The organism is Sneathiella marina (genome assembly GCF_023746535.1).
GTDB lineage: Bacteria > Pseudomonadota > Alphaproteobacteria > Sneathiellales > Sneathiellaceae > Sneathiella > Sneathiella marina.
Genome location: NZ_CP098747.1, coordinates 3718163 through 3740189, shown reverse-complemented (window position 1 = coordinate 3740189; position 22027 = coordinate 3718163). Strand labels below are relative to the sequence as shown.

The window sequence follows — 22027 nt, the reverse complement described above, 5'->3', positions numbered from 1 at the left end:
TTCCGACTTTTCTGGGCGAAGCTCTCAAGCTTCACGGAATGATAATTGATAAAGTCTGCCGGCTATGGACAGGGGCGCCAGATACCATAGGCGCCCCCGCCCAACGCTGGAAAAGAACTTCTAGTACTTCTGCACTAATTGATACGGCCGGCTTCCGTCAGGAGTTCCTGCTGGAATTTGGCAATGTTGTCCAGAGCTTCCTGCGCAGAAATCTGGCCTGTAATCGCTTTGTCATATTCTTCTTGCTGCTGTGTCAACAGCTCAAAAAATTCCGGAATATGCCAGACGTCTTTCTGCCAGGGCAGGACTTCAACATGGGCTTTGTTCCAGGGGTTGATGTCATTGTAGCCAGGCATTTCCATGACGCTCTTGATGGCGGCATTTCCGCTGCCTTTCTTAGCAAACTCGAGTTGGGTTTCCGGTGACAACCACCATTTAACCAGATCAAGAGATTCCTTGACGGTTTCGTCATCATTCCAGGTGGTTAATACGAAGGGCTGGCCACCGATATTGTCCCAACGGACCAGCGTACCGTCTGGGCCAGGTGTTCCGGGAGGCAACGCAAAAGCTGTTTTATCCGCAACCTTGGAGTTTTTCGGATCAAGTGCCGCCGCCGCTACAGCGTTCCAGTTGACCATGGCGGCAATTTTGCCTTGCATGAACAATTCCTGGATCTGGAAAATATCCATTTGACCGGTCTTGGCGGCTGGTGGGGCATATTTCAGAAGGTCGAGATATTCCTCAAGGCCTTTGACTGCTGCTGCAGAGTTGACAACGCCTTCAGCCTGAGCTTCCGGTTGTTTGGATTCATCCCAAATGCCACCACCGTTCTGCCAGATAAACGCATTGATCTGCATGGATGAGAAGTCGTATCCCTTACCGGCTTGATAGGCGACACCGTAAAAATCTTCGTTGGTCGTCCCACTTCCCAGTTTATCACCAGGAGAGCGGCGGAAGAATTCACCGATATTGCCCCATGTTTCCCAATCAACAGTTTCCCAGTCTTCATAGGTACATGGCAATGTCTTGCTGTACTTGGCTTTGAAATTCGCCTGTTCCATTTCATTGCAGAACAGATCTTCACGGTATACGGCAACCTTGGTATCCGGCATCTGCGGGAAACCATAGATATTATCTGACTTATATGGATAAGTTGCATAAGCTTCGGTCAGTGCGGGGTGAACATCGGCTAGTGTTTTCTGCAACTCAGGATCAGCATCTATATATTTGTTCAGCTTCATGAATTGGCCGCCTTCAATGAAAGTACCGATCCACTGGCTGTCGGACACTACCAGCTGATACTTCTTCTCACCTGATGCCATAGATGCCGCGACACGCTCATAGAAGCTCGGCCAAGGAATAAAGTCGATAGCCAAGGTAACATTGTTACCGCTGGGTGCCTTGTAAGTCTTATCGGCATACTCCTGCATGAACCGCGTGGGGCTCCAGTCGGGCGCTGCCATCTGAATAACTATATCTTTCGCCGACGCGGGGGCCGCCGTTCCTAGTATGGTCGCCATCATTGCACTCAATGCAAGGACGCCTCCCTTTTTTATATGCTTTTTCAATTTTTTTCTCCTTGTCCTTATTCCAGATTTGTAGGTGTTGTTATTTATTCCGAAATGCCTACCTAACGGCCGTTCCGGTTTCTTTGGTAAAGAGGTGTGTTGTTGCAAGATCAAATCCGCATTTGAGTTGATCTCCGACGTCATAGCCAATGGCCTGTTCTTCGGGTAAAACCATCTTGAGCCGGGCACCATTTACAACGAGATCAAGGATGATAACGTCGCCTAAAGGTTCGATCAGATGGATATCAGCTTCAAATGTCGGGCCGTTAAACTCCTGGGTCGAGCCAACCGGGACAATATCGTGAGGCCGAATGCCGAACATGAATTCATCACCATGCGCAAATTTTTCAAATTCTGATTTCCACTGACCTTTCTTGAAATCGCCCAGCGGCGCCTCAACAGTTGATCCAGAACCCTCCCCCTTTTTGCGGGCGTTGATCAAGTTCATGCGCGGCGAGCCCACCATGCCGGCGACATAGGCGTCATCAGGAAAATCATACAGGTGATCCGGTTCGCCAATTTGGACCATCCGACCTTCTTTCAGTACACCGATCCGCTGGCCCATAGTCAGAGCCTCCAGTTCGTCCGGTGTGGCATATACAATAGTAATGCCACGTTCCCGATGAAGGCGCTTAAATTCAGCCCGCGTGTCATGGCGCAGCTTGGCATCGAGGTTGGTCAATGGCTCATCCAACAGCAACAGTTCCGGGCGACGGATCAGGGCCCTCCCAATGGCAATGCGCTGTTGCTCTCCGCCGCTGGCGGTTCCAGGCTTACGGTCCAGGGTGTGGGACAGGCGCAGTAATTCACCAATCTCATCTATGCGCTTGGTAATTTCACCTCGGTCCAATCCTTGTTGTTTCAACGGGAAGGCCAGATTGTCGCGGATCGTCAGATGTGGATAGAGCGCAAAAGTCTGGAACACCATTGCCACATTACGATCGCGCATAGAGGCAGTGGTCATATCCTGACCATCCATTATGACGGTGCCTGCATCCGGCTTCTCAATACCGCAAATTGACCTGAAAGAGGTCGTCTTGCCACTGGCGCTGGGGCCGAGAAGGGCAAAAAACTCCCCCTTCTTGACTTCCATATCCAGGCCATCCACAGCCTTGACGTCGCCGAAATGCTTTACCAGCCCTGTTACTTTCAAAGAAAACATTCATTACCACCTAGGTTGATAACCATTTTGAAGCTTGCCATTTTCAAGCTGCTCCGTGATAAATTGACAGTTTGTCCGGCGTCGATCCGGACAGGATTGAAACGACATTCAGAGCCGTGAAGATACTCATTTCCTGATACGTTCGTTTGGTGAGCGCGGCTGCATGCGGGGTCACCACAGTATTGGGATGATTGATAAGCGCATTATCAGCGGGCGGAGGTTGCGTGGTCATCACGTCGGCTCCATATGCAGCGATATGTCCGTCGTTAAGCGCATTGACCATCGCTAGCTCGTCGATCAGGCTGCCGCGTGCCGTATTAATGACAATGGCGCCAGGTTTAAGATTGTTCAGCAATATTGCATCAACAAACAGGTCATTATCATTATCGGCCGGAATATGTAACGACAGCACGTCCGTTGTCGCGAGGTGGGTCTCGAGATTGTCCCGCAGACCTTGCATTCCTCTTCCTTCACGTCCGCACATTACGGTTTCCATGGAAAGTGCTGAAGTATACTCCGCAACTTTGCGGGCGATGTTCCCCGTACCGACCAGGGTTACTTTCTTGCCGCAGAGATCGTCACTTTGCATGTCATTGCGATACTGCCAGTTACTGTTTTTAACTTCAGTTACAGCCCGAAAACCTTTGCGTAAAATCATCATTATCAGCATCAAAACATGTTCGGCAACTGCAGTTGCATTAATACCTGGTGCAAAGACTACCGGGATATTCATTGCTTTGGCAGCGACTGTATCAAGATTGTTAAGGCCGGCACCGCAACGGGCTATGACCTTCAAATTGGGGCATTTTTCCAGCAGGGGTCTGTCAAGCTTTCCAAGGCCACGGGTGATGATGGCGGTAACTTTATCAAAGGGCAAAGAATGATCGTGTGCATTCGGGGTAGGGGAATGAATGACCTCTCCCGCCTCACCGAGTAATGCCATGCCAGCCGTGTCGAGTGTTTCCAGCATCAGTATCGTCATGTATCACCATTCCCAACACTGACCATGTCATCTTGAAGGACGTCATTGTCAATTTCACTTCCGCGTTTACTGGCGATTTCAACAAGGTTTTCGGAGGGATCACGTATGAACATCTGCATGGTGCCAGCCGGCAGGCGTCTGATTTTACCCATGGTTACTATATCAATAACGCCGGCTGCCTTCATGCGCCGAAACGTAGTATTGAAATCATCTACAACTAGACAGAAATGTGCTTTAACGGGCTTGATGTCCGCTATTTCATTCATGTGGATCTGCCCACCATATGCGAGCTTAAAGAACTGTGCCGGAAAAGGTAAATCAGGCGTCGTATCCAATTCCAGCCCGACGACCTTCGTATAGAATTCTATGCCGGCGTTCAGGTCATCGACCAAGATATTCACATGTTGCAAGTGGCTGATTTCTGGCATTCTCTTCGTCCTGTGTTTTTGTTATCGGCCAAATTCGGACACAAAATCTTCATTAAGGGTCAAGCCCCACCCTGCCCCTGCCGGTGGCTCGAAAGATCCATCCTCTGCATCAATATTTTCCTGCACCAAATCTCTCAGTAGTGGATTGGCCCCAAGGGAAAATTCGATTACTTTTGCAGCTGGGCTGGCAAACCCGAGGGTTAACCCAGCCACGAACGAGAAGGCAGATCCCCAGCAATGCGGAGCAAGTTCCAGTTGGTTAGAAACAGCGAGTGCGGAAATTTTTAATCCCTCGCTGAATCCACCACAGATAGCCATATCAGGCTGCAATATATCGGCAGCATCCCGATCAATGAGATCCTGAAAATCAAAACAGGTAAACTCACTCTCACCCATGGAAATCGGCATCGAAGTATGGCTTCGGATATTTGTCATTGCCTTGCGGGAATCGGCGCTGACGGGTTCTTCAAACCAGCGCAGGTTCAAATCTTCCGTCCGACGACTGAACTCCCGAGCCTCAGCGCCATTATATGTGCCATGGGCATCAACCATGATATCAATATCGGGCCCAACTGCTGCACGAGCGGCTGTTACCCGGGCCACACTGTTGGAAACAGTATCATCCATGACACCAATCCGCATCTTCACGGCCTTGAATCCACGATCAACGTATGATTTTAGTTGAGTGCCGATGTTCCCGGCATCGGCCCAGCCGCCGCTGGCATAGCCGTTCATTCGATCCCGTATGGGCCCGCCAATTATATCCAGTACGGGAGAATTCAAACGTTTACCCGCTAGGTCCCACAAGGCGAGATCTATCCCGCTCATCGCAGAAATCCATAAACCCCGACGCCCAAGAACATGGAAGGACCGACCGTGCTGTTCAGCGTATCCCTGACGGGAGCCATTGTACAAAAGCGACCAAATACGGTTGATCTGGCGGGCGTCCTGACCAACCAGCTGGGGTTTGAGTTCCCGTTCGATCACCAAGGCCAGACTGTCACAAGAGCCCATGCTACCAACAGCGGCTTTGGCTTCACCATATCCCTTGGTACCGTCCTCAAGTGTTACGGTCACCAGCGTCATGTCGAAGCTGGAAATTTTACCAAAGTCGGACACATGTTGATGCGCCTCAGGAATAGGGCAACTTATCCAGCGGGCCTCAACGTCAGCAATTGTATAAATGTTCATTAGTAAAATTACCGGATGAGAGGAACGATATGCTCACAAGAGCGTTTGACCATCTCTGTATAAAACTCCTCGCTGAGCAAACTGCTGCCATGGTCTTCGATGAATTTCAACTGCTCCGGAGAGATATCCACCGGGTCGGTTTCCACCTGATTTGGCCATTTGGTCACCGGAGTACGGTCAATCGGTGTTACAAACTCGAGTGTCATACCGCCAGTGTAGTTAATGTCTTTCAGGGTTTTGACAATTTCAGCCCAGTTGAGTTGTCCCATTCCCGGAGGCATACGGTTATTGTCGGCGACATGAAAGTCCACCAGCATATCGCCCGCCGAACGAATGGCGGCGTGGAAATCTTCTTCTTCAATGTTGAGGTGAAACGCGTCCAAACAAACCCCGCAATTAGGGCCAACTTCCTTGGCCAATGCGACAGCTTGATCTGCACGGTTCAAGAAATAGGTCTCGAAGCGGTTGAGCGGTTCAAGGCCAATTTTGATACCGTATGATTCAGTTAGTTCGTAAATTTCTTTGAGGCCATTTATAACCCATTGCCATTCTTCTTCGGGTGTGCCGTCCGGAGTGACTTTACCAACGGTTGCCGGGACGACCGTCAGCTCACGGCCGCCCAATTCATGTGCCATGGTCGCGACACGCTTCATATAATCCACTGTTGCCGCTCGTTGCCCTTCATCTTTTGCGGCCAGGTTGCGATCTCCGAGTGTCAGGGTCACTGAACCCCAGCAGAACATGTCCAGCTCATTCAGAATGGCCCGGATTTCTTTTGTATCATATTGGTCGGGCTCTCCGCTGATCTCGATACTCTCAAGACCATATTGTTTGCCACGCCGTAATGTTGTTTCAACTGATTCCGCGCGCATCCAATTATGAGTGGATAAATGCATTCTTCGCTCCCTTATTTTTCGTTGTCGTCCAATGCCACAATAGGAAGAATGTTGCTCGATTGTGCGTGCATTTTGTATTCCCCCAAATCGGCTCACTATTTAGCCGACGAAATTTTGCCTGAAATTGGTACTACCAAAATGGTCCAACCAATTCAAGGATTTTTTTACGTTTCAAAATATTCAAGCTATCGTGGTTTTTATAATCAGCGGCTCCATAAAAAGGCATCAGACCCCAATTCATTTCAGTGTTCTGCGCGAGGCGCACATATCAGAAATATGGTAGGCGCCTCAAATGAAGTTTGACTTGAGGTGCGTACCTCATTTAGGCTACACCAAATACAAAGAGTGAATCAAGAAGCAATCTTGATATCTCGCTTGAAGGGAGTTAAGGCGAAAAAAGTGGGAAAATACGGGCGTGACATAAATTTAAAACCAACGGTCAATGACATTGCCCGGGTGGCGGGGCTGAGCCTTGCGACAGTTGATCGGGTCATCAATGATCGGCCAGGTGTTCGCAATGTCACAATCGAACGGGTCCATAAAGCCATCAAGGAATTGGGGTATGTGCGAGATACGGCGGCCGCAAACCTGGCACGCGGACGGATTTACAATTTTCACTTCCTGCTACCGGAAAGCAACAATGAATTTGTCTCGATGCTGGAGCAACAAATTACTGAATTGTCTGAGGTTTTAACGTTAGAGCGGACAAAGCTCAGTTTCGAGCGCGTGCCGGCCTTCGATCCGCAGGCCATGGCCCGCATTATTTCAAAGATGGATCCACAAGATGTGGATGGCATTGCAATTTTTGGCCCTGAAAACTCTTCCGTACGCGAGGCAATTGCCCAGATCAAGAAGCGCGGCGTTGCTGTGGTCGCCTTGGTGTCAGACCTACCAGATTCTGAGCGGGACCATTTCATCGGGATCGACAATATTGCTGCGGGTCGGACAGCAGGTCAGCTGATGGGGCATTTTCTGGCCCAAGGCCGTAAGAAATTGCTTGTTATCACTGGATCCATGTTGGCGCGGGATCATTTAGAGCGCCGTTTGGGATTTGATCAGGTGATGTCTGAAAAATTTACAGATATTGACGTGTTGCCATCCCTGGAGGGGCGGGACAATCCGGATCTATTGGAGCGACTGCTGCCGGCCGCCTTTGCGACGACACCAGACATTGCCGGAATTTATTCGTCGGCGGCCGGGAACGCGGGCCTGATTAATTTTTTACGACTGAACGATCTCGATCAGAAGGTTATGGTTGTCGGGCATGAGCTGACGCCGTTATCGCGCGACGCTTTGGTTCAAGGGACATTTGACGCCATAATTTCACAGGATACCGGGCATTTGGTCCGGAGTACAGTCCGTGTTTTGCGGGCGAAAAGCGATAGTTTGCCGATCAATATTTCACAAGAACGCATTCGGATTGACGTCTACTTAAAAGAAAATATGCCGCCGCTTGGCAGCTAACACCCCTGGGAGGAAAAACATGAAGACCATCAAAGGACCGGCGCTATTTCTGGCGCAATTTGCGGGCGAAGATGCGCCGTTTAATTCTTGGGACAGCATCACTAAATGGGCTGCGGATTGCGGATATGCCGGCGTGCAGGTACCAAGTTGGGATAGCCGTCTGTTTGATCTTGAAAAAGCGGCGAGCTCAAAAGATTATTGTGATGAGTTCAAGGGAAAAGCGGCAGCCAACGGTATTGAGGTGACCGAGCTGTCGACTCATCTGCAAGGTCAGCTGGTCGCCGTGCATCCAGCTTATGATACCGCGTTCGATGGCTTTGCCGCACCGGAAGTGCATAACAATCCGAAAGCCCGTCAGGAATGGGCGGTGGATCAGGTCAAAAAGGCACTGAGTGCCTCCCGAAATCTTGGGCTGACAGATCACGTGACCTTCTCAGGTGCGCTGGCCTGGCCCTATATGTATCCCTGGCCGCAGCGGCCTGCAGGACTGGTGGAAACGGCGTTTGACGAGTTGGCGAAACGATGGCGGCCCTTGCTTGATCACGCTGAAGATTGCGGCGTTAATGTTTGTTATGAAGTACATCCGGGCGAAGATCTGCATGACGGCGTGACGTTTGAGATGTTCCTGGAGCGGGTGGACAATCATGCCCGCTGCAACATGCTGTATGACCCTTCGCATTATGTACTGCAATGCCTGGATTATCTCGATCATATTGACATCTATAAGGATCGCATCAAGATGTTTCACGTGAAGGATGCGGAGTTTAATCCGACAGGGAGGCAGGGTGTTTACGGTGGCTATCAATCATGGGTCGATCGCGCAGGACGGTTCCGTAGCCTTGGCGACGGGCAGGTGGACTTCGTTGGCATATTCTCCAAAATGGCCGCCAATGATTTTACGGGCTGGGCCGTAGTTGAATGGGAATGCTGCCTTAAGCATCCCGAAGATGGCGCTCGTGAAGGGGCGCAGTTTGTCAAAGATCACATTATCCGGGTTACCGAGCGGGCCTTCGACGACTTTGCTGACGGTGGCACTGACGAGGAAGCCAACCGTAAAATGCTGGGGATTTCCTGATGGCGATCGAAGGACGCAATGAGCGCTTGGACCGGCAAATTCGTCTGGGTATGGTCGGTGGCGGCAATGACGCCTTTATTGGCGGCGTGCACCGCGTAGCCGCCCGTCTTGATGACAAATTCGTCTTGGTCGCGGGAGCTCTTTCATCGACGCCAGAAAAAGCCCAACAATCCGGAGCAGCATTGGGTCTCGCTCCTGACCGCATCTATGATGATTTCAAGCAGATGGCCATGCGCGAAGCACGGCTTAAAAACGGTATTGAGGCTGTTTCCATAGTAACACCAAACCATGTCCATCTTCTCGCTGCCCGTGAATTTCTCAAGCGCGGTATCCATGTAATTTGTGACAAGCCCCTGACGTCCACATTGCCGGATGCAAAAAAACTTGTGAAAGTGGCGGAGGCGTCCGAAGCACTTTTTATCCTTAGCCATAACTATACCGGCTATCCCATGATCCGTCAGGCACGGGCAATGATCGCCAAGGGTGACCTTGGCAAGCTTCGAATTGTTCAGGTGGAATATCCGCAAGACTGGCTGACGACGGAGCAGGACTTTAAGCAGGCGGAATGGCGGACGGATCCGGCGCGGGCCGGGGCTGGCGGCTCTACTGGTGATATCGGCACCCATGCCTTTAATCTGGTGAATTTTGTCACCGGTTTGGAACTTGACAGCCTCGCCGCCGATTTGCAGGCCTTTGTCGAGGGGCGCAGGGTGGATGATAACGCCCATGTGATGCTGCGCTTCAAGGGCGGTGCGCGTGGCATGCTCTGGTGCTCACAGGTCGCACCCGGTAACGAAAATGCGCTGCGCCTGCGCATCTACGGGGAGAAAGGCGGTTTGGAATGGACGCAGGAAGATCCAAATTACCTCTGGCACTCACCGCTTGAAGAACCCAAACGGCTGATCACTCGGCAAGGCGCGGGAGCTGGCTCAGCGGCGGAGCGTATGAGCCGTATTCCGCCAGGTCATCCAGAAGGTTATCTTGAGGGTTTCGCCAATATCTATGGAGAGGCAGCCGCGGCAATACTCGCGGCGAGAGAGGGTAAGAAACCGTCAGCTGAAGTGATCTATCCGACAGTCCATGATGGTTTGAAAGGTGTACAGTTTATAGATGCTTGTGTCCGTTCTTCGGCTCGGAATGCTGCCTGGGTCAGGTTGGGCTAGGAGGCAGGCATGTATCTTGGTCTTGATCTTGGGACATCCGGTTTGCGGGGACTACTTGTCTCCGATGACGGCTATGCCGTGGGCGAGGCGTCGGCAAATTACGGTGTTCAGCATCAGCAGACCGGGTGGTCAGAGCAGGATCCGCAAGACTGGATCAATGCCTGTCAGTCCGTAATGGATTCTTTGCGGGCTAGTTATGCGAATGAATATAAACGATTAAGGGGTATTGGCATCTCCGGGCATATGCATGGTGCAGTTTGCCTTGATGAAGCCGGTAAGGTGATCCGACACTGTATCCTCTGGAACGATACACGGGCTGCGAAAGAAGCGTTGGAGCTGGATATGCAACCGAAATTTCGCGCCCTCTCCGGCAATATCGTATTTCCCGGTTTCACAGCACCGAAGCTCCTGTGGATGGCCAGACATGAGCCCAACAACTTTGCCCGCGTCGCCAAGGTCTTGCTGCCGAAAGATTATTTGGTCTATTGGCTGACTGGTGAACTTACTTCGGAAATGTCAGACGCGGCCGGTACCAGCTGGCTTGATGTCGGCAAGCGCGATTGGTCGAGAGCCTTGATTGATGGTTCAGGTATGCGTCCTGACCAGATGCCGAAAGTGATCGAAGGCTCAGACATTGTCGGAGAGGTGCGGGGTGAGATAATAGCTGACTTGTCCTTGCCCGCCAATATTACGGTTGTCGCCGGAGCGGGAGACAATGCCGCCGCGGCCTGTGGAATAGGAGCGTTTCGAGAAGGACAGGGTTTTGTCTCTCTTGGAACATCTGGTGTGTTGTTGGCGGCCAAGGATAATTACGCGCCGGAACCCGCCAGTGCCGTCCATACCTTCTGTCATGCGGTGTCAGGAAAATGGTATCAGATGGGCGTCATACTATCGGCGACGGACAGTCTAAACTGGCTCGCGGAAACCATGGGCAAGACAGCCCAAGATCTCGCGAAAAATCTTCCCGACAGAGTGGCAGGACCTGCCGATGTTCGTTTCCTTCCCTATCTCTCAGGTGAGCGAACGCCGCATAATGATGCTGTGGCGCGTGGTGCCTTTATAGGCCTCTCCAAAGCCAGTAACGCCGATATTCTCTGTCAGTCAGTTATGGAAGGGGTTGGATTTGCTTTGCGCGATTGCCTTGAAGCACTGAAAAGTACGGGAACTGAACTGCCGAGCGTGATTGCCATTGGCGGCGGCTCAAGCTCGCATTTCTGGCTGCAAACCCTGAGCAATATCCTAAACATTCCGTTGCACTTGCCGGTCAAAGGCGATTTTGGTGCGGCGCTCGGCGCGGCGCGGCTTGCGATGCTCGGCATTGGCGGCAGACCCTCTGCTGAAGTTATGGTCCCGCCAATAATCGAACGGAGCTTTGAACCTGATCCCAATTATAACGCGGCCTATGATACGGCTTATTACAAATATACAAAAAGCTATATTGCTTTGAAGGAGCTGATGTGAGCACAGGATTTTTCTCGACCGAAAAAATTGCCTTCGAAGGGGAGGATAGCCGAAACCCGCTGGCTTTCCGCCACTATGATCCCAATGAAGTTGTTCTTGGCAAACGATTGGAAGATCATCTTCGTTTTGCTTGCGCCTACTGGCATTCCTTCGCTTGGCCGGGCGGCGATCCGTTCGGCGGGCAGACTTTTGATCGCCCTTGGTTCCCCGACCGAATGAGCGATGAAATGGCAGCGGCGAACCTGAAAGCCGATGTTGCATTCGAGATGTTTAGCGCTCTTGGCGTTCCGTATTTTTGTTTTCATGATGGCGATGTGCGGCCTGAAGGCGATAGTTTCTCGGAGAATACCAAAAACCTCAACGTTATTGTCGACTTATTTGAGAAGAAAATGGCGGTGACGGGCGTAAAACTCCTCTGGGGTACAGCCAATCTCTTCTCTCACCGGCGTTTTATGTCCGGCGCGGCGACAAATCCTGATCCGGATGTGTTTGCCTATTCTGCGGCAACTATTAAGACTTGTATGGATGCGACCCATCGTCTTGGCGGCGAGAATTACGTACTCTGGGGCGGCCGCGAAGGCTACGAGACCTTGCTCAATACGGATCTGGCGCAGGAAGATCAGCAAATGGGCCGAATGTTGAATATGGTCGTTGATTATAAGCACAAGATCGGCTTCAACGGAACCATTCTGGTTGAGCCGAAGCCGCAGGAGCCGACCAAGCATCAATATGATTTTGATGTGGCGACGGTCTACGGGTTTTTGAAACGTCATGGCCTCGAAAAGGAGGTCAAGGTTAATATAGAGCAGGGTCATGCCATCCTCGCAGGCCATACATTCGAGCACGAATTGGCGACCGCGACGGCGCTTGGTATTTTTGGTTCGGTGGATATGAACCGCAATGACTATCAATCCGGCTGGGATACGGACCAGTTTCCGAACAATACTCCTGAAGTTGCAATGGCGTATTACCATATATTGAAAGCCGGCGGCCTTACCACAGGCGGTACGAATTTCGATGCAAAACTGCGGCGTCAGTCACTTGACCCAGATGATTTACTCGCCGGACATATTGGTGCCATGGATACTTGTGCCCGTGGCCTGAAGGCCGCTGCGGCAATGATGGAAGACGGCGGCCTTCAAAAAGCACTCGATGACCGTTATCAGCGCTGGACGGCACCCGACGCCCAAAAAATGCTGAACGGTGATCTGGATTTGGCACAAATTGCCGAGAAAGTCATAGCAGAAGATATTAATCCCGAACCAAGTTCCGGGCGACAGGAAATCCTGGAAAATTATGTCAACAGGTTTGTTTGAGGGTATTTCCAGGTGAGCGGCTCTCTTTTTTGCAAGAGAAAAACTGTGGTCGCTCTGATCTACAAGAATTGTGGTCCTGGGTCCGGCCTGTGTGCCTCGAGAATATTTCGGGTTTTCAATGACCATGGCGACAGGCAACCTACAATTGGCTGGAAAATCAAAAAAATTGTAAGAAATAATGGTGCCCCTGGCCTGACTCGAACAGGCACGCCCTAAGGACAACAGATTTTGAATCTGTCGCGTCTACCAATTCCGCCACAGGGGCCCGTGTGGAAACAGCCGCACTATAGCGATGTATTGCGGCGGGTCAATAGACCATATCACCGTCAATGTCATCTTTATAAATAATAGGATAATGATTGTTGCCAGCGTCGAAAACAGCTAGAAAGTTTTATCTATGTTTGAACTTTAAAACAGGCTTTGGCATCTTTCATGTTGCGACGGTTATATGATTTTACAATGAGTTTAGCGGCGAAGCCGCGTGCAAAATGGTTTTTGGGTGGCATTTCTTTCATTGAAAGCTCTGTTTTTCCCATTCCGCCGGATGTTCTGTTAATCCCCATGGTTCTCGCAAATCGCGCTCAAGCGTGGCGTATTGCCTTTATTTGCAGCATCTTTTCGGTTCTTGGCGGGTTATTCGGATATCTGATCGGGGCTGTGTTTTTTGAATGGATCGGCGCGCCTATAATCGATTTCTATGGATATGCTGATAAATTTGATCGATTTAGGGACGCTTATAATGAATGGGGCGGATGGATTGTCGCTTTCTTTGGCCTTACACCCTTTCCATACAAAGTCATCACAATTGCCAGTGGTGTGACGCATTTGAATTTGGCTGTCTTTATTATCGCATCTGTATTGTCCCGGTCCCTTCGGTTCTTTTTGGTCGCAGGGCTGCTCTGGAAATTTGGTGAGCCGATCCGAGATTTTATCGAAAAATATTTGGGCCTCCTTACGGTCGTATTTTTTGTTCTCTTGATTGGCAGTTTTCTGGCTCTAAAATATATACTGTAAGGTCTAATCGTCATACGGAAGTGAGTTTAGTTTGGATTTTCTTTTCAGAAACGCGTTAATGGTCGCCTTATTAGCCGCCTTGGGCGCGCTTGGCTCTGCGTTTACCGCGCAATATGTGTTTGATCTTTGGCCTTGCGTATTGTGTTTATATCAGCGCTGGCCCTACGGCGCTGTCATTCTGATCGCCTTGATTGGATTGATGATCCGCAAGAAGACAGGGCCGGGGCTGTTTCTTTTACTTTGTGCAGTTGCATTTGCAACAACCGCCGCCGTCGCTGGCTTCCATGTCGGCGTGGAACAAGGTTGGTGGGAAGGAACCGCCGAATGTGTTGGTGATACGTCGATGGCACTGTCGGTTCAGGAGTTGAAGGCGCAGATCATGTCCGCACCTGTAGTCCGTTGCGACGATATTGCCTGGTCACTGTTCGGGATTTCAATGGCAGGATATAATCTGATAGCGGCAAGCATCTTAGCGGTGTTTAGTTTAATTGCAGGAGTCAAATCCTTGCGAACGTCATGAGGCAGCAGTAATGACAGAAGATGAAAAACCGAAATCAAAGCTTGGGCGCCAGCCTGGAGATTTAAATCCTCGCGAGCTACTCGAGCGAATTGTTAGGGTGGATCATGCCGGAGAATATGGCGCAGTGCGGATTTATGAAGGGCAATTGGCTGTTCTAAAAGACGCACCGGAATCGGACATAATCCGCCATATGAAAGAGCAGGAAGAAGTTCATCGGGAAAAATTTGAGGATCTAATAGCGGAATATCGTGTTCGACCGACTTTGTTGTCGCCACTGTGGCATGTTGCTGGCTTCGCCTTGGGGGCGGGCACGGCAATGCTTGGCAAAGAAGCGGCCATGGCTTGTACGGAAGCCGTTGAAGAAGTAATTGATGAACATTATCAGGATCAGCTAGAACAACTGGGTAACAGTGAACCCGAATTAAAAGAGGTCATCGAAAAATTTCGAAATGAGGAAATTGAGCATCGTGATATTGCCCGAAACGAGGGCGCTGCCGATGCTCCCGGATATGAACTATTGACCTCCGCTGTAAAAACCGGATCAAAATTGGCCATATGGCTCTCTTCCCGGGTGTGATCCCTTAGGGGAAATCACATCGGGCGGCCGAAATTGTAGCGAAGCTCTGTTTGCCGGAAAGGATGCTGAAACGGTATTCATCGCCCCCAAAAACAACACTTTTATGTAACGGTAAAACACCCGTTAGGACCTCTTTTTTGCCTCCTAATTGCGTAAAGACAATCTCAACCGGTTGAGTGGGGTCGTACCATGCCTCGATTTTCTTTTCTGCGTTGACCGTCGCCTTTCCATTTCCTGTCACGGTAATGGAGCCTTTTCCCAAACTGACGGAATTACCGGGGCTATTAAAAATTGGGGTATTGACAATAAATCTTTTGGTTTCCGGTGCTGGGTCACAATTTTGACTATTCTCTGCTAGGCTAATCAAGCTTTTCAGTCTCTCGGGTTCCAAGCCGCCCGCTAGCCGTTGCTGAACCATCTCCAAAATTTCCAATGTTGGTCCACTTGGGATTTCATTTTCGAATTTATCTCGCCAAACGCGGGCTTCTGCAAGTGCCGAGCTTTGCTTATCTAGTGCAGCACGGGTCTGATCGTTAAGTCGATCATTCTCTGTCGTTAAAACAAGCACCTGATCTTCTACATTAGCAATTTGGCGATTACCTTCAGCCTGGCCTTCGTAGTAGCCATACAGACCGACACCGGCAAGCACCAAAAGGTAAAAAACAAACTTGAAAAATCTATTCCGGCGTTGCCGAGCCTGTTTCTTTTCAGAAAGGCCTAATCCATAACTCATCGCAGACCACATCTTTTAACAAAAAAGGGAAGGGCATTTGTAGGATCATATATAGACGGTAGATAAGTGAAAAAGCAAGAGAGAGTGGCGAAACCGATGTGGATATCAATTTTACTCTTCCAGTTCCGTGTCCCAATATAGATAATCGCGCCAGCTTTCATGCAAGTAATTTGGCGGAAAAGATTGACCTTGCCGGTTCAGAAGTTGCGGGGTTGGAATGTAGGGCCGAATTTCCGGAAACATTTTGGAATCACGGTCCAGCCGACCACCTTTGCGCATATTGCATGGTGCACAGGCCGTTGTGATATTTTCCCAACTTGTCTGTCCTCCCAGTCGTCTGGGGAGCACGTGGTCAAAAGTTAAATCTTCACCAGAGCCGCAATACTGGCAGCGAAAACCATCCCGTAAAAACACGTTAAACCGAGTAAAAGCAGGCTGCTTGCTCTGCTGAATATACCGTTTTAGGCTGATAACACTTGGCAGTCGCATTTCGAAGCTGGGTGAATGAACCACCCGGTCATATTCCGACACAATATGGACGCGTTTTAGAAATACCGACTTCAGGGCATCCTGCCAAGACCACAGGGACAAGGGGAAATAGCTAAGCGGCCGGTAATCGGCATTTAGCACGAGGGCAGGAAATTTTTCTCCTGACATATACACCGTTTTATCTCTCCATTTTGACCATCATCGGTATAAGTGTGGCCCGCAGAGGTATAAAATGCAAATGCTAATACAGTATTTTGTGTTAAATAAATATGACCCTACATCATATCGACTGAAACCTAGATGTTTGAAAAAACCTCTTTCACAAATGACTGACCGATTTTCAATCCCCGCTCGTCAATTCCATGCCCAAGACCAGGACAGCTATGTGCGGTAACGTCAATGTTCAGATCGGTAAGCATCTTGGTTGCGCGCGCAAGTGCGGGAAACGGGACGATTTCGTCTTCTTCTCCGTGAATAAGGCAAATTGGAGGACGGCAATTGAGTTCTTCATTTAATTTGCTATCACCCACCAGTGCGCCTGAGTATCCGAGGATTCCGGCAGGTGCAACTTGTTCTCTCAGGCCAGTATAGAGGGACACCATAGTTCCTTGACTAAAGCCGACTAGAATAGTCTCAGACAATGAAAGGCTGTGCGCCTCTGTTTCCTTGGCGATAAACTGATCGACGACACGCTGCGCCTTTTGCGCCCCTTCAATCATAGATGCGAAAACCTCCGCCCCGGCAGCGGGATCTCGCCTTTGCAAGTCGGGGTCGTATCTCTCAAGGGAAAACCATTGGCGACCGAACGGCGAAAGTTCGCATGGTTCCGGGGCGTTTGGTGCGACAAAGGCGGTATCTGGAAAATCGCTCTGCCAATATTGCGCGAGGCCGATTAGATCGTCGCCATCTGCGCCATAGCCATGAAGAAGAATAACCAAATTTTTTGCAGGGCTTCCGGATAACGGTCTTAAACGCGGGCCGTCTATCAAAGGTATGTTGGACATTGTTGAGGATATTCCAGTTACAAGCAGCTAGGTCCGATTTCGTTTCTCAGCTTGGACGACATCAACATAGTAACGCCAGAGTATACGTGCGGCAATGGTTCGATAAGGACGAAGCGGTTCGGCAAGCATGTCCATCTGTTCTACGGTGGGTCTGACATCTCGCCCTTTAAGATGTCCCATAGCGGACTGCAAGGCGACGTCACCGGCGGGCCAGATATCGGTATGCCCAAGGCAAGCCATCATATAAATTTCAGCCGTCCAGCGTCCTATTCCTTTGACTTGTGTGAGCTGTTCAATCACGTCCTGATCACTTAACTCTGGCAATTTATTCAGGATAAGCCGTTTTTCCAGAATATCTGTCGCAAGTGCACGGCAGTATTTCGCCTTTTGCTGGCTGAGGCCAAGTGCTCTTAGTTCCGTCTCGTCAAATTTAAGAAGGGTTTCCGGTGTAAAGGGCGAAATCGCAGTGGTCATTCGCTTCCAGATAGCGGCTGCGCTGGCCAGTGATACCTGCTGTTCGATTATAATTTCAGTGAGAGTCTTAAAACCTGGCGGCTTGGATCTATCAGGAAGCGGCTGAATTACAGACAGGGCGATTGCAAAATCAGTATCTGTTTTCCTCAGATAATCAAATGCAACCGTCAAATCGCTGTCTGAATTCATTGAGCCATTACATGTGCGGTCGTCAGAGTTGGGGAGCAGTTCAAGCTCTGGGCGGCACGATCAATCTGCTGATTATCTGATTCGCCCTCAGCTTTGCTATCTGGAATGTCCGGCTTTAAACCAATGCCATGAAAAGTCGGTCCGCCTCCGGTTGTAAAACGACCAGTCGTGAGGCGAATACCACCGCCATTATCGAGAGGGAGCAACGTTTGCATCAAACCCTTACCGTAACTTGTTTCACCAAAAATTTTGGCCCGATTCTGATATTGCAGGGCCCCAGCAACGATTTCTGAAGAAGATGCGGAATTTTTATTCATCATAACAACAATCGGCGCGCCGCGAACACGATCGCCACTGTCGGCATCGCGCGCCATCATATTCCGACCCCGGTTTTTCACGGCATATATATTGCCGCCGTCAAGGAACGAACTTGCAACGGCTTCGGCTGCAGAAACAAGGCCGCCAGGGTTATTTCTCATGTCCAGTACGACACCACAAAGCTGCGGACCGAGTTTTTCGTCAAAAGAGGCGAGTGCTGTCGCAACACCTGGTGCGGTTTTGGCATTGAAGGAGAAAATCCGTATGTAGCCTATATCGCCATCGACATGATATTCAACGGCCGCAATCTCAATCGGACGGCGTGTCACGCTGATTTGAAGCGGTGAAGCATGGCTCTTACGCAATATGGTGAGCATGACAGTTGATCCAGAAGGACCTTTCAGGGCCGCCCGGGCTTTGCCAAGAGATACGCCTTCAATGGAAATTCCGTTTACATGAGTGATTTTGTCATTGTCCTGAAGGCCGGCGGCTTCTGCTCCTGATCCTTTTAACAGGCTGACCACATGCAGGGTCTCATCTTTCATTTTTATGTGGATGCCAAGGCCGACAAACCGTCCGGCGAGACGCTCCCGATAATTTGTGAATTTTGCGGGGCTCATATACCCCGTGTACCGGTCCAGGGAAGCAAACATGGCATTGAGGGCGCGTGTCGTTGGATCAAGTTCCTCCATATCAGGGGAAGTCGCTTCACGCAGTCCGATTATGGCTTGGTCTACAAGGAAATGGGGATTAACTGAATCAACATAACGCCGGTCAATGGTTTTTAAGACGTCAGCCATTGTTTCGAGGTTTGTCTCAATATCAGGGTCATTTTTTACGATTTCACGATAAGCAATTTCGTATTTCTCCATCGCACCATAAATTTCATGGTTCTGGGAAATAGGGAGTGCGCAGGCCGTTGCCAGCATTAATACATTTAGCGCGATCAATATTCGTCTAAACATTTGTGTCGCCTGTAAAAATTAATTATTATTAATAAAGTGTTAACAAGGCTACTGCCCTGCATGTCGGCTTGACAAGCAAAACAAATAAAATTTTCAGCTGTTTGTAGTATTTTTTTCGGAAATAAAGCTTGTTAACCATATGAAATACATCACACGTTTTGCTCCCAGTCCAACCGGGCATCTTCATTTAGGTCATGTCTATTCGGCGTCACTGGCGATGCAAGCCGCACGAGATACCGGCGGACTGTTCCTGTTACGAATGGAAGATATTGATGCGGGAAGATGCCGGCCGGAATTTGAGCTGGGAATTTATGAAGATCTGTCTTGGCTGGGATTCAAATGGGAAGAACCGGTGCGCCGGCAGAGCGAGCATATGGAGGATTATGAAGCTCTCATTTCAAGGCTGAATGATCGCGATTTAATTTACCCCTGCTTTTGCACCCGTAAGGAAATTAAGGCGGAAATAGTCCGGAGCAATGCCGCACCACATGGCCCTGAAGGCCTTGTATATCCTGGGATCTGCCGGGGATTGTCTGACAGGGAACGACAACGGAATTTTGCATTGGGAAAACCCTATGCACTTCGTCTGAATATGGTTAAAGCGACCGCTGATATTGACCTGGCTACGCTCCGGTTCCAGGAACAGGATAAAGGGTATATTCAGTGTAATCCGTTGCCCTTCGGGGACATTGTTCTTGCTCGTAAAGAAACGCCAACCAGTTACCATTTATCCGTGACTTTTGACGATGCAATACAAGGTGTTAACCATATTGTCAGGGGTCAGGACCTGTTTCCCTCGACACATATTCACCGGCTTTTGCAGGCGCTTTTGGGGCTGCCGACACCCTCTTATTTTCACCATGGCTTGATATCCGATGGAAAAGGTCGACGGTTATCCAAGCGTGATAAGGACGCAACAATCAAGTCCTTGCGAGAATATGGTTACCAACCCGAAGAGGTCCTGAAAATGGTCAAATATGGTTAATATTTTACGAATCTCTTCGGATCAATCAAACTAGATTTTTTAGGCATCGGCTTTTTCGGTCAAAATGATATCTACCATGTCAATCATTATGCCTGTCATATCAAAATCTTTTGGCGTATAGACAGCAGTGACACCGGCAGATTTCAGTTTCTTGGCGTCATCTGGCGGGATAATTCCGCCAACGACAACGGGTACATGACCGAGACCGGCAGCCTCAAGTTTTTCACAGACTTCGCGCGCTAAAGGAACATGGGACCCGGAGAGGATCGAAAGGCCAACCATATGGACGGAACCGTCTTTTGCCGCGGCGACAATTTGATCCGGTGTCAGACGAATGCCTTCATAGACAACGTCCATTCCGCTGTCCCTTGCGGCGACAGCAATTTGCTCGGCGCCATTCGAATGCCCATCGAGTCCCGGCTTGCCGACGAGAACCTTTAAGGGATGGCCAAGCTTTCGGACCGCCGCAGCTACTTTTTCCCGGGCAGGCTCCAGGTTTTCATGGCCCGCGTTTGAAGCAGCACTGCTCACCCCTGTTGGCGCTCTGTATTCTCCGTAACATTGCCTCAGTGCCTCGGACCATTCTCCGGTTGTGACTCCGGCTTTTGCGGCTTTGATGGAGGCTGGCATAACATTTTCGTTGTTTTTGGCAGCTTGAGAAAGCTCCTTCAAAGCGCGTTTAACCGCCGCGTCGTCTCGCGCAGCACGCCAAGCGATCAATTGCTCAATTTGTGCGGCTTCCGCCGCAGGATCGACCGTCATAATGCCGCCATCTCCTTCTCGCGTCAGAGGGGACGGGGCAGATTCAGTAAATTTATTGACGCCAACTACCGGTATATCGCCTGAAATTACCGATTGAACCCGATTGGTATTGGATTGTACCAGGCACTCTTTCAGGTAACCGGTCTCAACGGCTGCAACCGCTCCCCCCATTTCTTCAATCAGTTTAAGCTCTTCTCGGGCTGCGGCTTTCAATTCCTCTACTTTACGGTCGATTTCCACGGAACCTTCAAAGATGTCACCATACTCGAGCAGATCAGTTTCGAAAGCCACGATCTGTTGCAAACGAAGCGACCATTGTTGGTCCCAGGGGCGTGGTAGGCCCAAAGCTTCATTCCAAGCCGGGAGCTGAACTGCGCGGGCACGGGCATTCTTTGAAAGGACAACTGCAAGCATTTCCAGAAGAATTCGATAGACGTTATTCTCTGGTTGGGGTTCTGTTAGGCCAAGAGAGTTGACCTGGACACCGTATCGGAAACGCCGATATTTTTCTTCCTGGACGTTATATCTTTCGAGGAGAATTTCTCCCCACAGATCGACGAAGGCGCGCATTTTACACATCTCCGTTATGAACCGGATACCGGCATTGACGAAAAAACTGATTCTTCCGGTCGCAGAGGAAAAATCCTCAGGGCTTATTTGACCGCTCTCTTTCACAGCATCTAATACGGAAATTGCCGTCGCCAATGCAAAAGAGAGTTCTTGAACCGGCGTCGCGCCTGCTTCTTGCAAATGATAAGAGCACACATTTGTTGGATTCCATTTGGGCATCTCTTTATAGGTGTAGCTAACCACATCAGTGATCAGTTTCATGCTGGGGCCAGGAGGGAAAATATACGTACCGCGAGAAAGATATTCTTTGATGATATCATTTTGTACTGTTCCCTGTAACGCAGCTGGGCTGGCGCCTTGCTCCTCCGCGACAGCAACATATAAGGCCAGCAACCATGCAGAAGTGGCGTTGATTGTCATGGAGGTATTCATTTTCTCAAGGGGAATCTCGTCGAAAAGGGCCCTCATGTCTCCGAGGTGGCAAATGGGAACACCGACTTTGCCGACTTCTCCGCGAGCTAAAACATGATCCGAATCATAACCAGTCTGTGTCGGTAAATCGAATGCAACGGACAGCCCGGTTTGCCCCCGGGCGAGGTTGGTCTTATACAGCTCATTTGAAGCTTTTGCCGACGAATGGCCTGAATAAGTCCGAAACAGCCAAGGCCGATCCTTGTCGGGAATACCTGATTTTACGGTGCTTGCTGCGTTCTTAGTCATA

The 22027-nt window shown here is 50.0% G+C and carries 21 protein-coding genes and 1 tRNA gene; 9 read left to right on the top strand and 13 right to left on the bottom strand.

The window, feature by feature from the left end:
- Window positions 1-134 precede the first annotated feature (134 nt).
- The 6 genes from NBZ79_RS18010 to NBZ79_RS17985 are packed head-to-tail and all read right to left on the bottom strand — an operon-like array spanning window position 135 to window position 6227.
- On the bottom strand, window positions 135-1568 hold the full coding sequence (locus tag NBZ79_RS18010) for an ABC transporter substrate-binding protein (RefSeq protein ID WP_251934040.1): 1434 nt from the start codon (window positions 1566-1568) through the stop codon (window positions 135-137).
- A gap of 58 nt (window positions 1569-1626) precedes the next feature.
- Window positions 1627-2730: an ABC transporter ATP-binding protein gene (locus NBZ79_RS18005; RefSeq protein WP_251934039.1), complete on the bottom strand. Its 1104-nt coding sequence runs from the start codon at window positions 2728-2730 to the stop codon at window positions 1627-1629.
- Window positions 2731-2773: 43 nt separating this feature from the next.
- On the bottom strand, window positions 2774-3712 hold the full coding sequence (locus NBZ79_RS18000; protein ID WP_251934038.1) for an NAD(P)-dependent oxidoreductase: 939 nt from the start codon (window positions 3710-3712) through the stop codon (window positions 2774-2776).
- Window positions 3709-4140 (bottom strand): VOC family protein, encoded by a 432-nt coding sequence (locus NBZ79_RS17995; protein WP_251934037.1) that lies wholly within the window; start codon window positions 4138-4140, stop codon window positions 3709-3711. The genes NBZ79_RS18000 and NBZ79_RS17995 overlap by 4 nt, the downstream gene beginning before the upstream one ends.
- Before the next feature lie 21 nt (window positions 4141-4161).
- Window positions 4162-5331: a mandelate racemase/muconate lactonizing enzyme family protein gene (locus tag NBZ79_RS17990; protein WP_251934036.1), complete on the bottom strand. Its 1170-nt coding sequence runs from the start codon at window positions 5329-5331 to the stop codon at window positions 4162-4164.
- Between the two features lie 8 nt (window positions 5332-5339).
- The gene (locus tag NBZ79_RS17985) at window positions 5340-6227 is read right to left on the bottom strand and encodes a sugar phosphate isomerase/epimerase family protein (RefSeq protein ID WP_251934035.1); all 888 of its coding nucleotides are present in this window, start codon (window positions 6225-6227) and stop codon (window positions 5340-5342) included.
- 399 nt (window positions 6228-6626) lie between these two features.
- Between NBZ79_RS17985 and NBZ79_RS17980 the strand changes: the two genes are divergently transcribed.
- Genes NBZ79_RS17980 through xylA form a run of 5 tightly spaced genes read left to right on the top strand, consistent with a single transcriptional unit; the run spans window position 6627 to window position 12706 of the window.
- A complete protein-coding gene (locus tag NBZ79_RS17980; protein ID WP_251934034.1) occupies window positions 6627-7691 on the top strand; it encodes a LacI family DNA-binding transcriptional regulator in 1065 nt (354 codons plus the stop codon).
- 19 nt (window positions 7692-7710) lie between these two features.
- Window positions 7711-8766, top strand: coding sequence for a sugar phosphate isomerase/epimerase family protein (locus NBZ79_RS17975; RefSeq protein WP_251934033.1), 1056 nt, complete (start codon window positions 7711-7713; stop codon window positions 8764-8766).
- Window positions 8766-9929: a Gfo/Idh/MocA family protein gene (locus NBZ79_RS17970; protein ID WP_251934032.1), complete on the top strand. Its 1164-nt coding sequence runs from the start codon at window positions 8766-8768 to the stop codon at window positions 9927-9929. Before NBZ79_RS17975 ends, NBZ79_RS17970 begins: the two co-directional genes overlap by 1 nt.
- 9 nt (window positions 9930-9938) lie before the next feature.
- Window positions 9939-11390, top strand: coding sequence for a xylulokinase (xylB, locus tag NBZ79_RS17965; RefSeq protein WP_251934031.1), 1452 nt, complete (start codon window positions 9939-9941; stop codon window positions 11388-11390).
- Entirely contained in the window at window positions 11387-12706 is a 1320-nt protein-coding gene (xylA, locus tag NBZ79_RS17960) for a xylose isomerase (protein ID WP_251934030.1), read from the top strand. The genes xylB and xylA overlap by 4 nt, the downstream gene beginning before the upstream one ends.
- A gap of 179 nt (window positions 12707-12885) precedes the next feature.
- On the opposite strand, the gene NBZ79_RS17955 is transcribed toward xylA, so the two are convergent.
- Window positions 12886-12971 (bottom strand) — tRNA-Leu (locus tag NBZ79_RS17955).
- A 167-nt stretch (window positions 12972-13138) separates the two neighbouring features.
- On the opposite strand from NBZ79_RS17955, the gene NBZ79_RS17950 reads away from it, so the two are divergent.
- The 3 genes from NBZ79_RS17950 to NBZ79_RS17940 are packed head-to-tail and all read left to right on the top strand — an operon-like array spanning window position 13139 to window position 14817.
- Complete coding sequence (locus NBZ79_RS17950) at window positions 13139-13720, top strand: YqaA family protein (RefSeq protein ID WP_251934029.1); 582 nt, start codon at window positions 13139-13141, stop codon at window positions 13718-13720.
- Between the two features lie 58 nt (window positions 13721-13778).
- Window positions 13779-14240: a disulfide bond formation protein B gene (locus tag NBZ79_RS17945; protein ID WP_251934028.1), complete on the top strand. Its 462-nt coding sequence runs from the start codon at window positions 13779-13781 to the stop codon at window positions 14238-14240.
- Between the two features lie 10 nt (window positions 14241-14250).
- Complete coding sequence (locus NBZ79_RS17940) at window positions 14251-14817, top strand: demethoxyubiquinone hydroxylase family protein (protein WP_251934027.1); 567 nt, start codon at window positions 14251-14253, stop codon at window positions 14815-14817.
- A 4-nt stretch (window positions 14818-14821) separates the two neighbouring features.
- On the opposite strand, the gene NBZ79_RS17935 is transcribed toward NBZ79_RS17940, so the two are convergent.
- From NBZ79_RS17935 to NBZ79_RS17915, 5 genes are all read right to left on the bottom strand, one after another.
- Complete coding sequence (locus tag NBZ79_RS17935) at window positions 14822-15550, bottom strand: hypothetical protein (protein WP_251934026.1); 729 nt, start codon at window positions 15548-15550, stop codon at window positions 14822-14824.
- A gap of 111 nt (window positions 15551-15661) precedes the next feature.
- Entirely contained in the window at window positions 15662-16207 is a 546-nt protein-coding gene (locus tag NBZ79_RS17930) for an HNH endonuclease (RefSeq protein ID WP_251938105.1), read from the bottom strand.
- Between the two features lie 128 nt (window positions 16208-16335).
- Window positions 16336-17043 (bottom strand): alpha/beta hydrolase, encoded by a 708-nt coding sequence (locus NBZ79_RS17925; RefSeq protein WP_251934025.1) that lies wholly within the window; start codon window positions 17041-17043, stop codon window positions 16336-16338.
- 27 nt (window positions 17044-17070) lie between these two features.
- Window positions 17071-17706 carry a DNA-3-methyladenine glycosylase family protein gene (locus tag NBZ79_RS17920; RefSeq protein WP_251934024.1) on the bottom strand — a complete coding sequence of 212 codons (636 nt, stop codon included), beginning with the start codon at window positions 17704-17706 and terminating at the stop codon, window positions 17071-17073.
- The gene (locus NBZ79_RS17915; RefSeq protein ID WP_251934023.1) at window positions 17703-18989 is read right to left on the bottom strand and encodes a S41 family peptidase; all 1287 of its coding nucleotides are present in this window, start codon (window positions 18987-18989) and stop codon (window positions 17703-17705) included. The genes NBZ79_RS17920 and NBZ79_RS17915 overlap by 4 nt, the downstream gene beginning before the upstream one ends.
- A gap of 139 nt (window positions 18990-19128) precedes the next feature.
- On the opposite strand from NBZ79_RS17915, the gene gluQRS reads away from it, so the two are divergent.
- Window positions 19129-19974, top strand: a complete 846-nt coding sequence (gene gluQRS / locus NBZ79_RS17910; protein WP_251934022.1) for a tRNA glutamyl-Q(34) synthetase GluQRS — start codon at window positions 19129-19131, stop codon at window positions 19972-19974.
- A gap of 39 nt (window positions 19975-20013) precedes the next feature.
- On the opposite strand, the gene NBZ79_RS17905 is transcribed toward gluQRS, so the two are convergent.
- A complete protein-coding gene (locus NBZ79_RS17905) occupies window positions 20014-22026 on the bottom strand; it encodes a protein meaA (protein WP_251934021.1) in 2013 nt (670 codons plus the stop codon).
- Window position 22027: the final 1 nt, after the last annotated feature.

Excerpts from the sequence above, each read along its gene's own strand:
- NBZ79_RS17925 (WP_251934025.1), bottom strand. The coding sequence starts at position 17,043 with ATGTCCAACATACCTTTGATAGACGGCCCGCGTTTAAGACCGTTATCC.
- NBZ79_RS17975 (WP_251934033.1), top strand. The coding sequence starts at position 7,711 with ATGAAGACCATCAAAGGACCGGCGCTATTTCTGGCGCAATTTGCGGGC.
- gluQRS (WP_251934022.1), top strand. The coding sequence starts at position 19,129 with ATGAAATACATCACACGTTTTGCTCCCAGTCCAACCGGGCATCTTCAT.
- NBZ79_RS18005 (WP_251934039.1), bottom strand. The coding sequence starts at position 2,730 with ATGTTTTCTTTGAAAGTAACAGGGCTGGTAAAGCATTTCGGCGACGTC.
- NBZ79_RS17930 (WP_251938105.1), bottom strand. The coding sequence starts at position 16,207 with ATGTCAGGAGAAAAATTTCCTGCCCTCGTGCTAAATGCCGATTACCGG.
- NBZ79_RS17905 (WP_251934021.1), bottom strand. The coding sequence starts at position 22,026 with ATGACTAAGAACGCAGCAAGCACCGTAAAATCAGGTATTCCCGACAAG.
- NBZ79_RS17970 (WP_251934032.1), top strand. The coding sequence starts at position 8,766 with ATGGCGATCGAAGGACGCAATGAGCGCTTGGACCGGCAAATTCGTCTG.
- NBZ79_RS17940 (WP_251934027.1), top strand. The coding sequence starts at position 14,251 with ATGACAGAAGATGAAAAACCGAAATCAAAGCTTGGGCGCCAGCCTGGA.
- NBZ79_RS17985 (WP_251934035.1), bottom strand. The coding sequence starts at position 6,227 with ATGCATTTATCCACTCATAATTGGATGCGCGCGGAATCAGTTGAAACA.
- NBZ79_RS17990 (WP_251934036.1), bottom strand. The coding sequence starts at position 5,331 with ATGAACATTTATACAATTGCTGACGTTGAGGCCCGCTGGATAAGTTGC.
- NBZ79_RS17920 (WP_251934024.1), bottom strand. The coding sequence starts at position 17,706 with ATGAATTCAGACAGCGATTTGACGGTTGCATTTGATTATCTGAGGAAA.
- NBZ79_RS18000 (WP_251934038.1), bottom strand. The coding sequence starts at position 3,712 with ATGACGATACTGATGCTGGAAACACTCGACACGGCTGGCATGGCATTA.
- NBZ79_RS17945 (WP_251934028.1), top strand. The coding sequence starts at position 13,779 with ATGGTCGCCTTATTAGCCGCCTTGGGCGCGCTTGGCTCTGCGTTTACC.
- NBZ79_RS17935 (WP_251934026.1), bottom strand. The coding sequence starts at position 15,550 with ATGAGTTATGGATTAGGCCTTTCTGAAAAGAAACAGGCTCGGCAACGC.
- NBZ79_RS17995 (WP_251934037.1), bottom strand. The coding sequence starts at position 4,140 with ATGCCAGAAATCAGCCACTTGCAACATGTGAATATCTTGGTCGATGAC.
- xylB (WP_251934031.1), top strand. The coding sequence starts at position 9,939 with ATGTATCTTGGTCTTGATCTTGGGACATCCGGTTTGCGGGGACTACTT.
- NBZ79_RS17950 (WP_251934029.1), top strand. The coding sequence starts at position 13,139 with ATGTTGCGACGGTTATATGATTTTACAATGAGTTTAGCGGCGAAGCCG.
- NBZ79_RS17915 (WP_251934023.1), bottom strand. The coding sequence starts at position 18,989 with ATGTTTAGACGAATATTGATCGCGCTAAATGTATTAATGCTGGCAACG.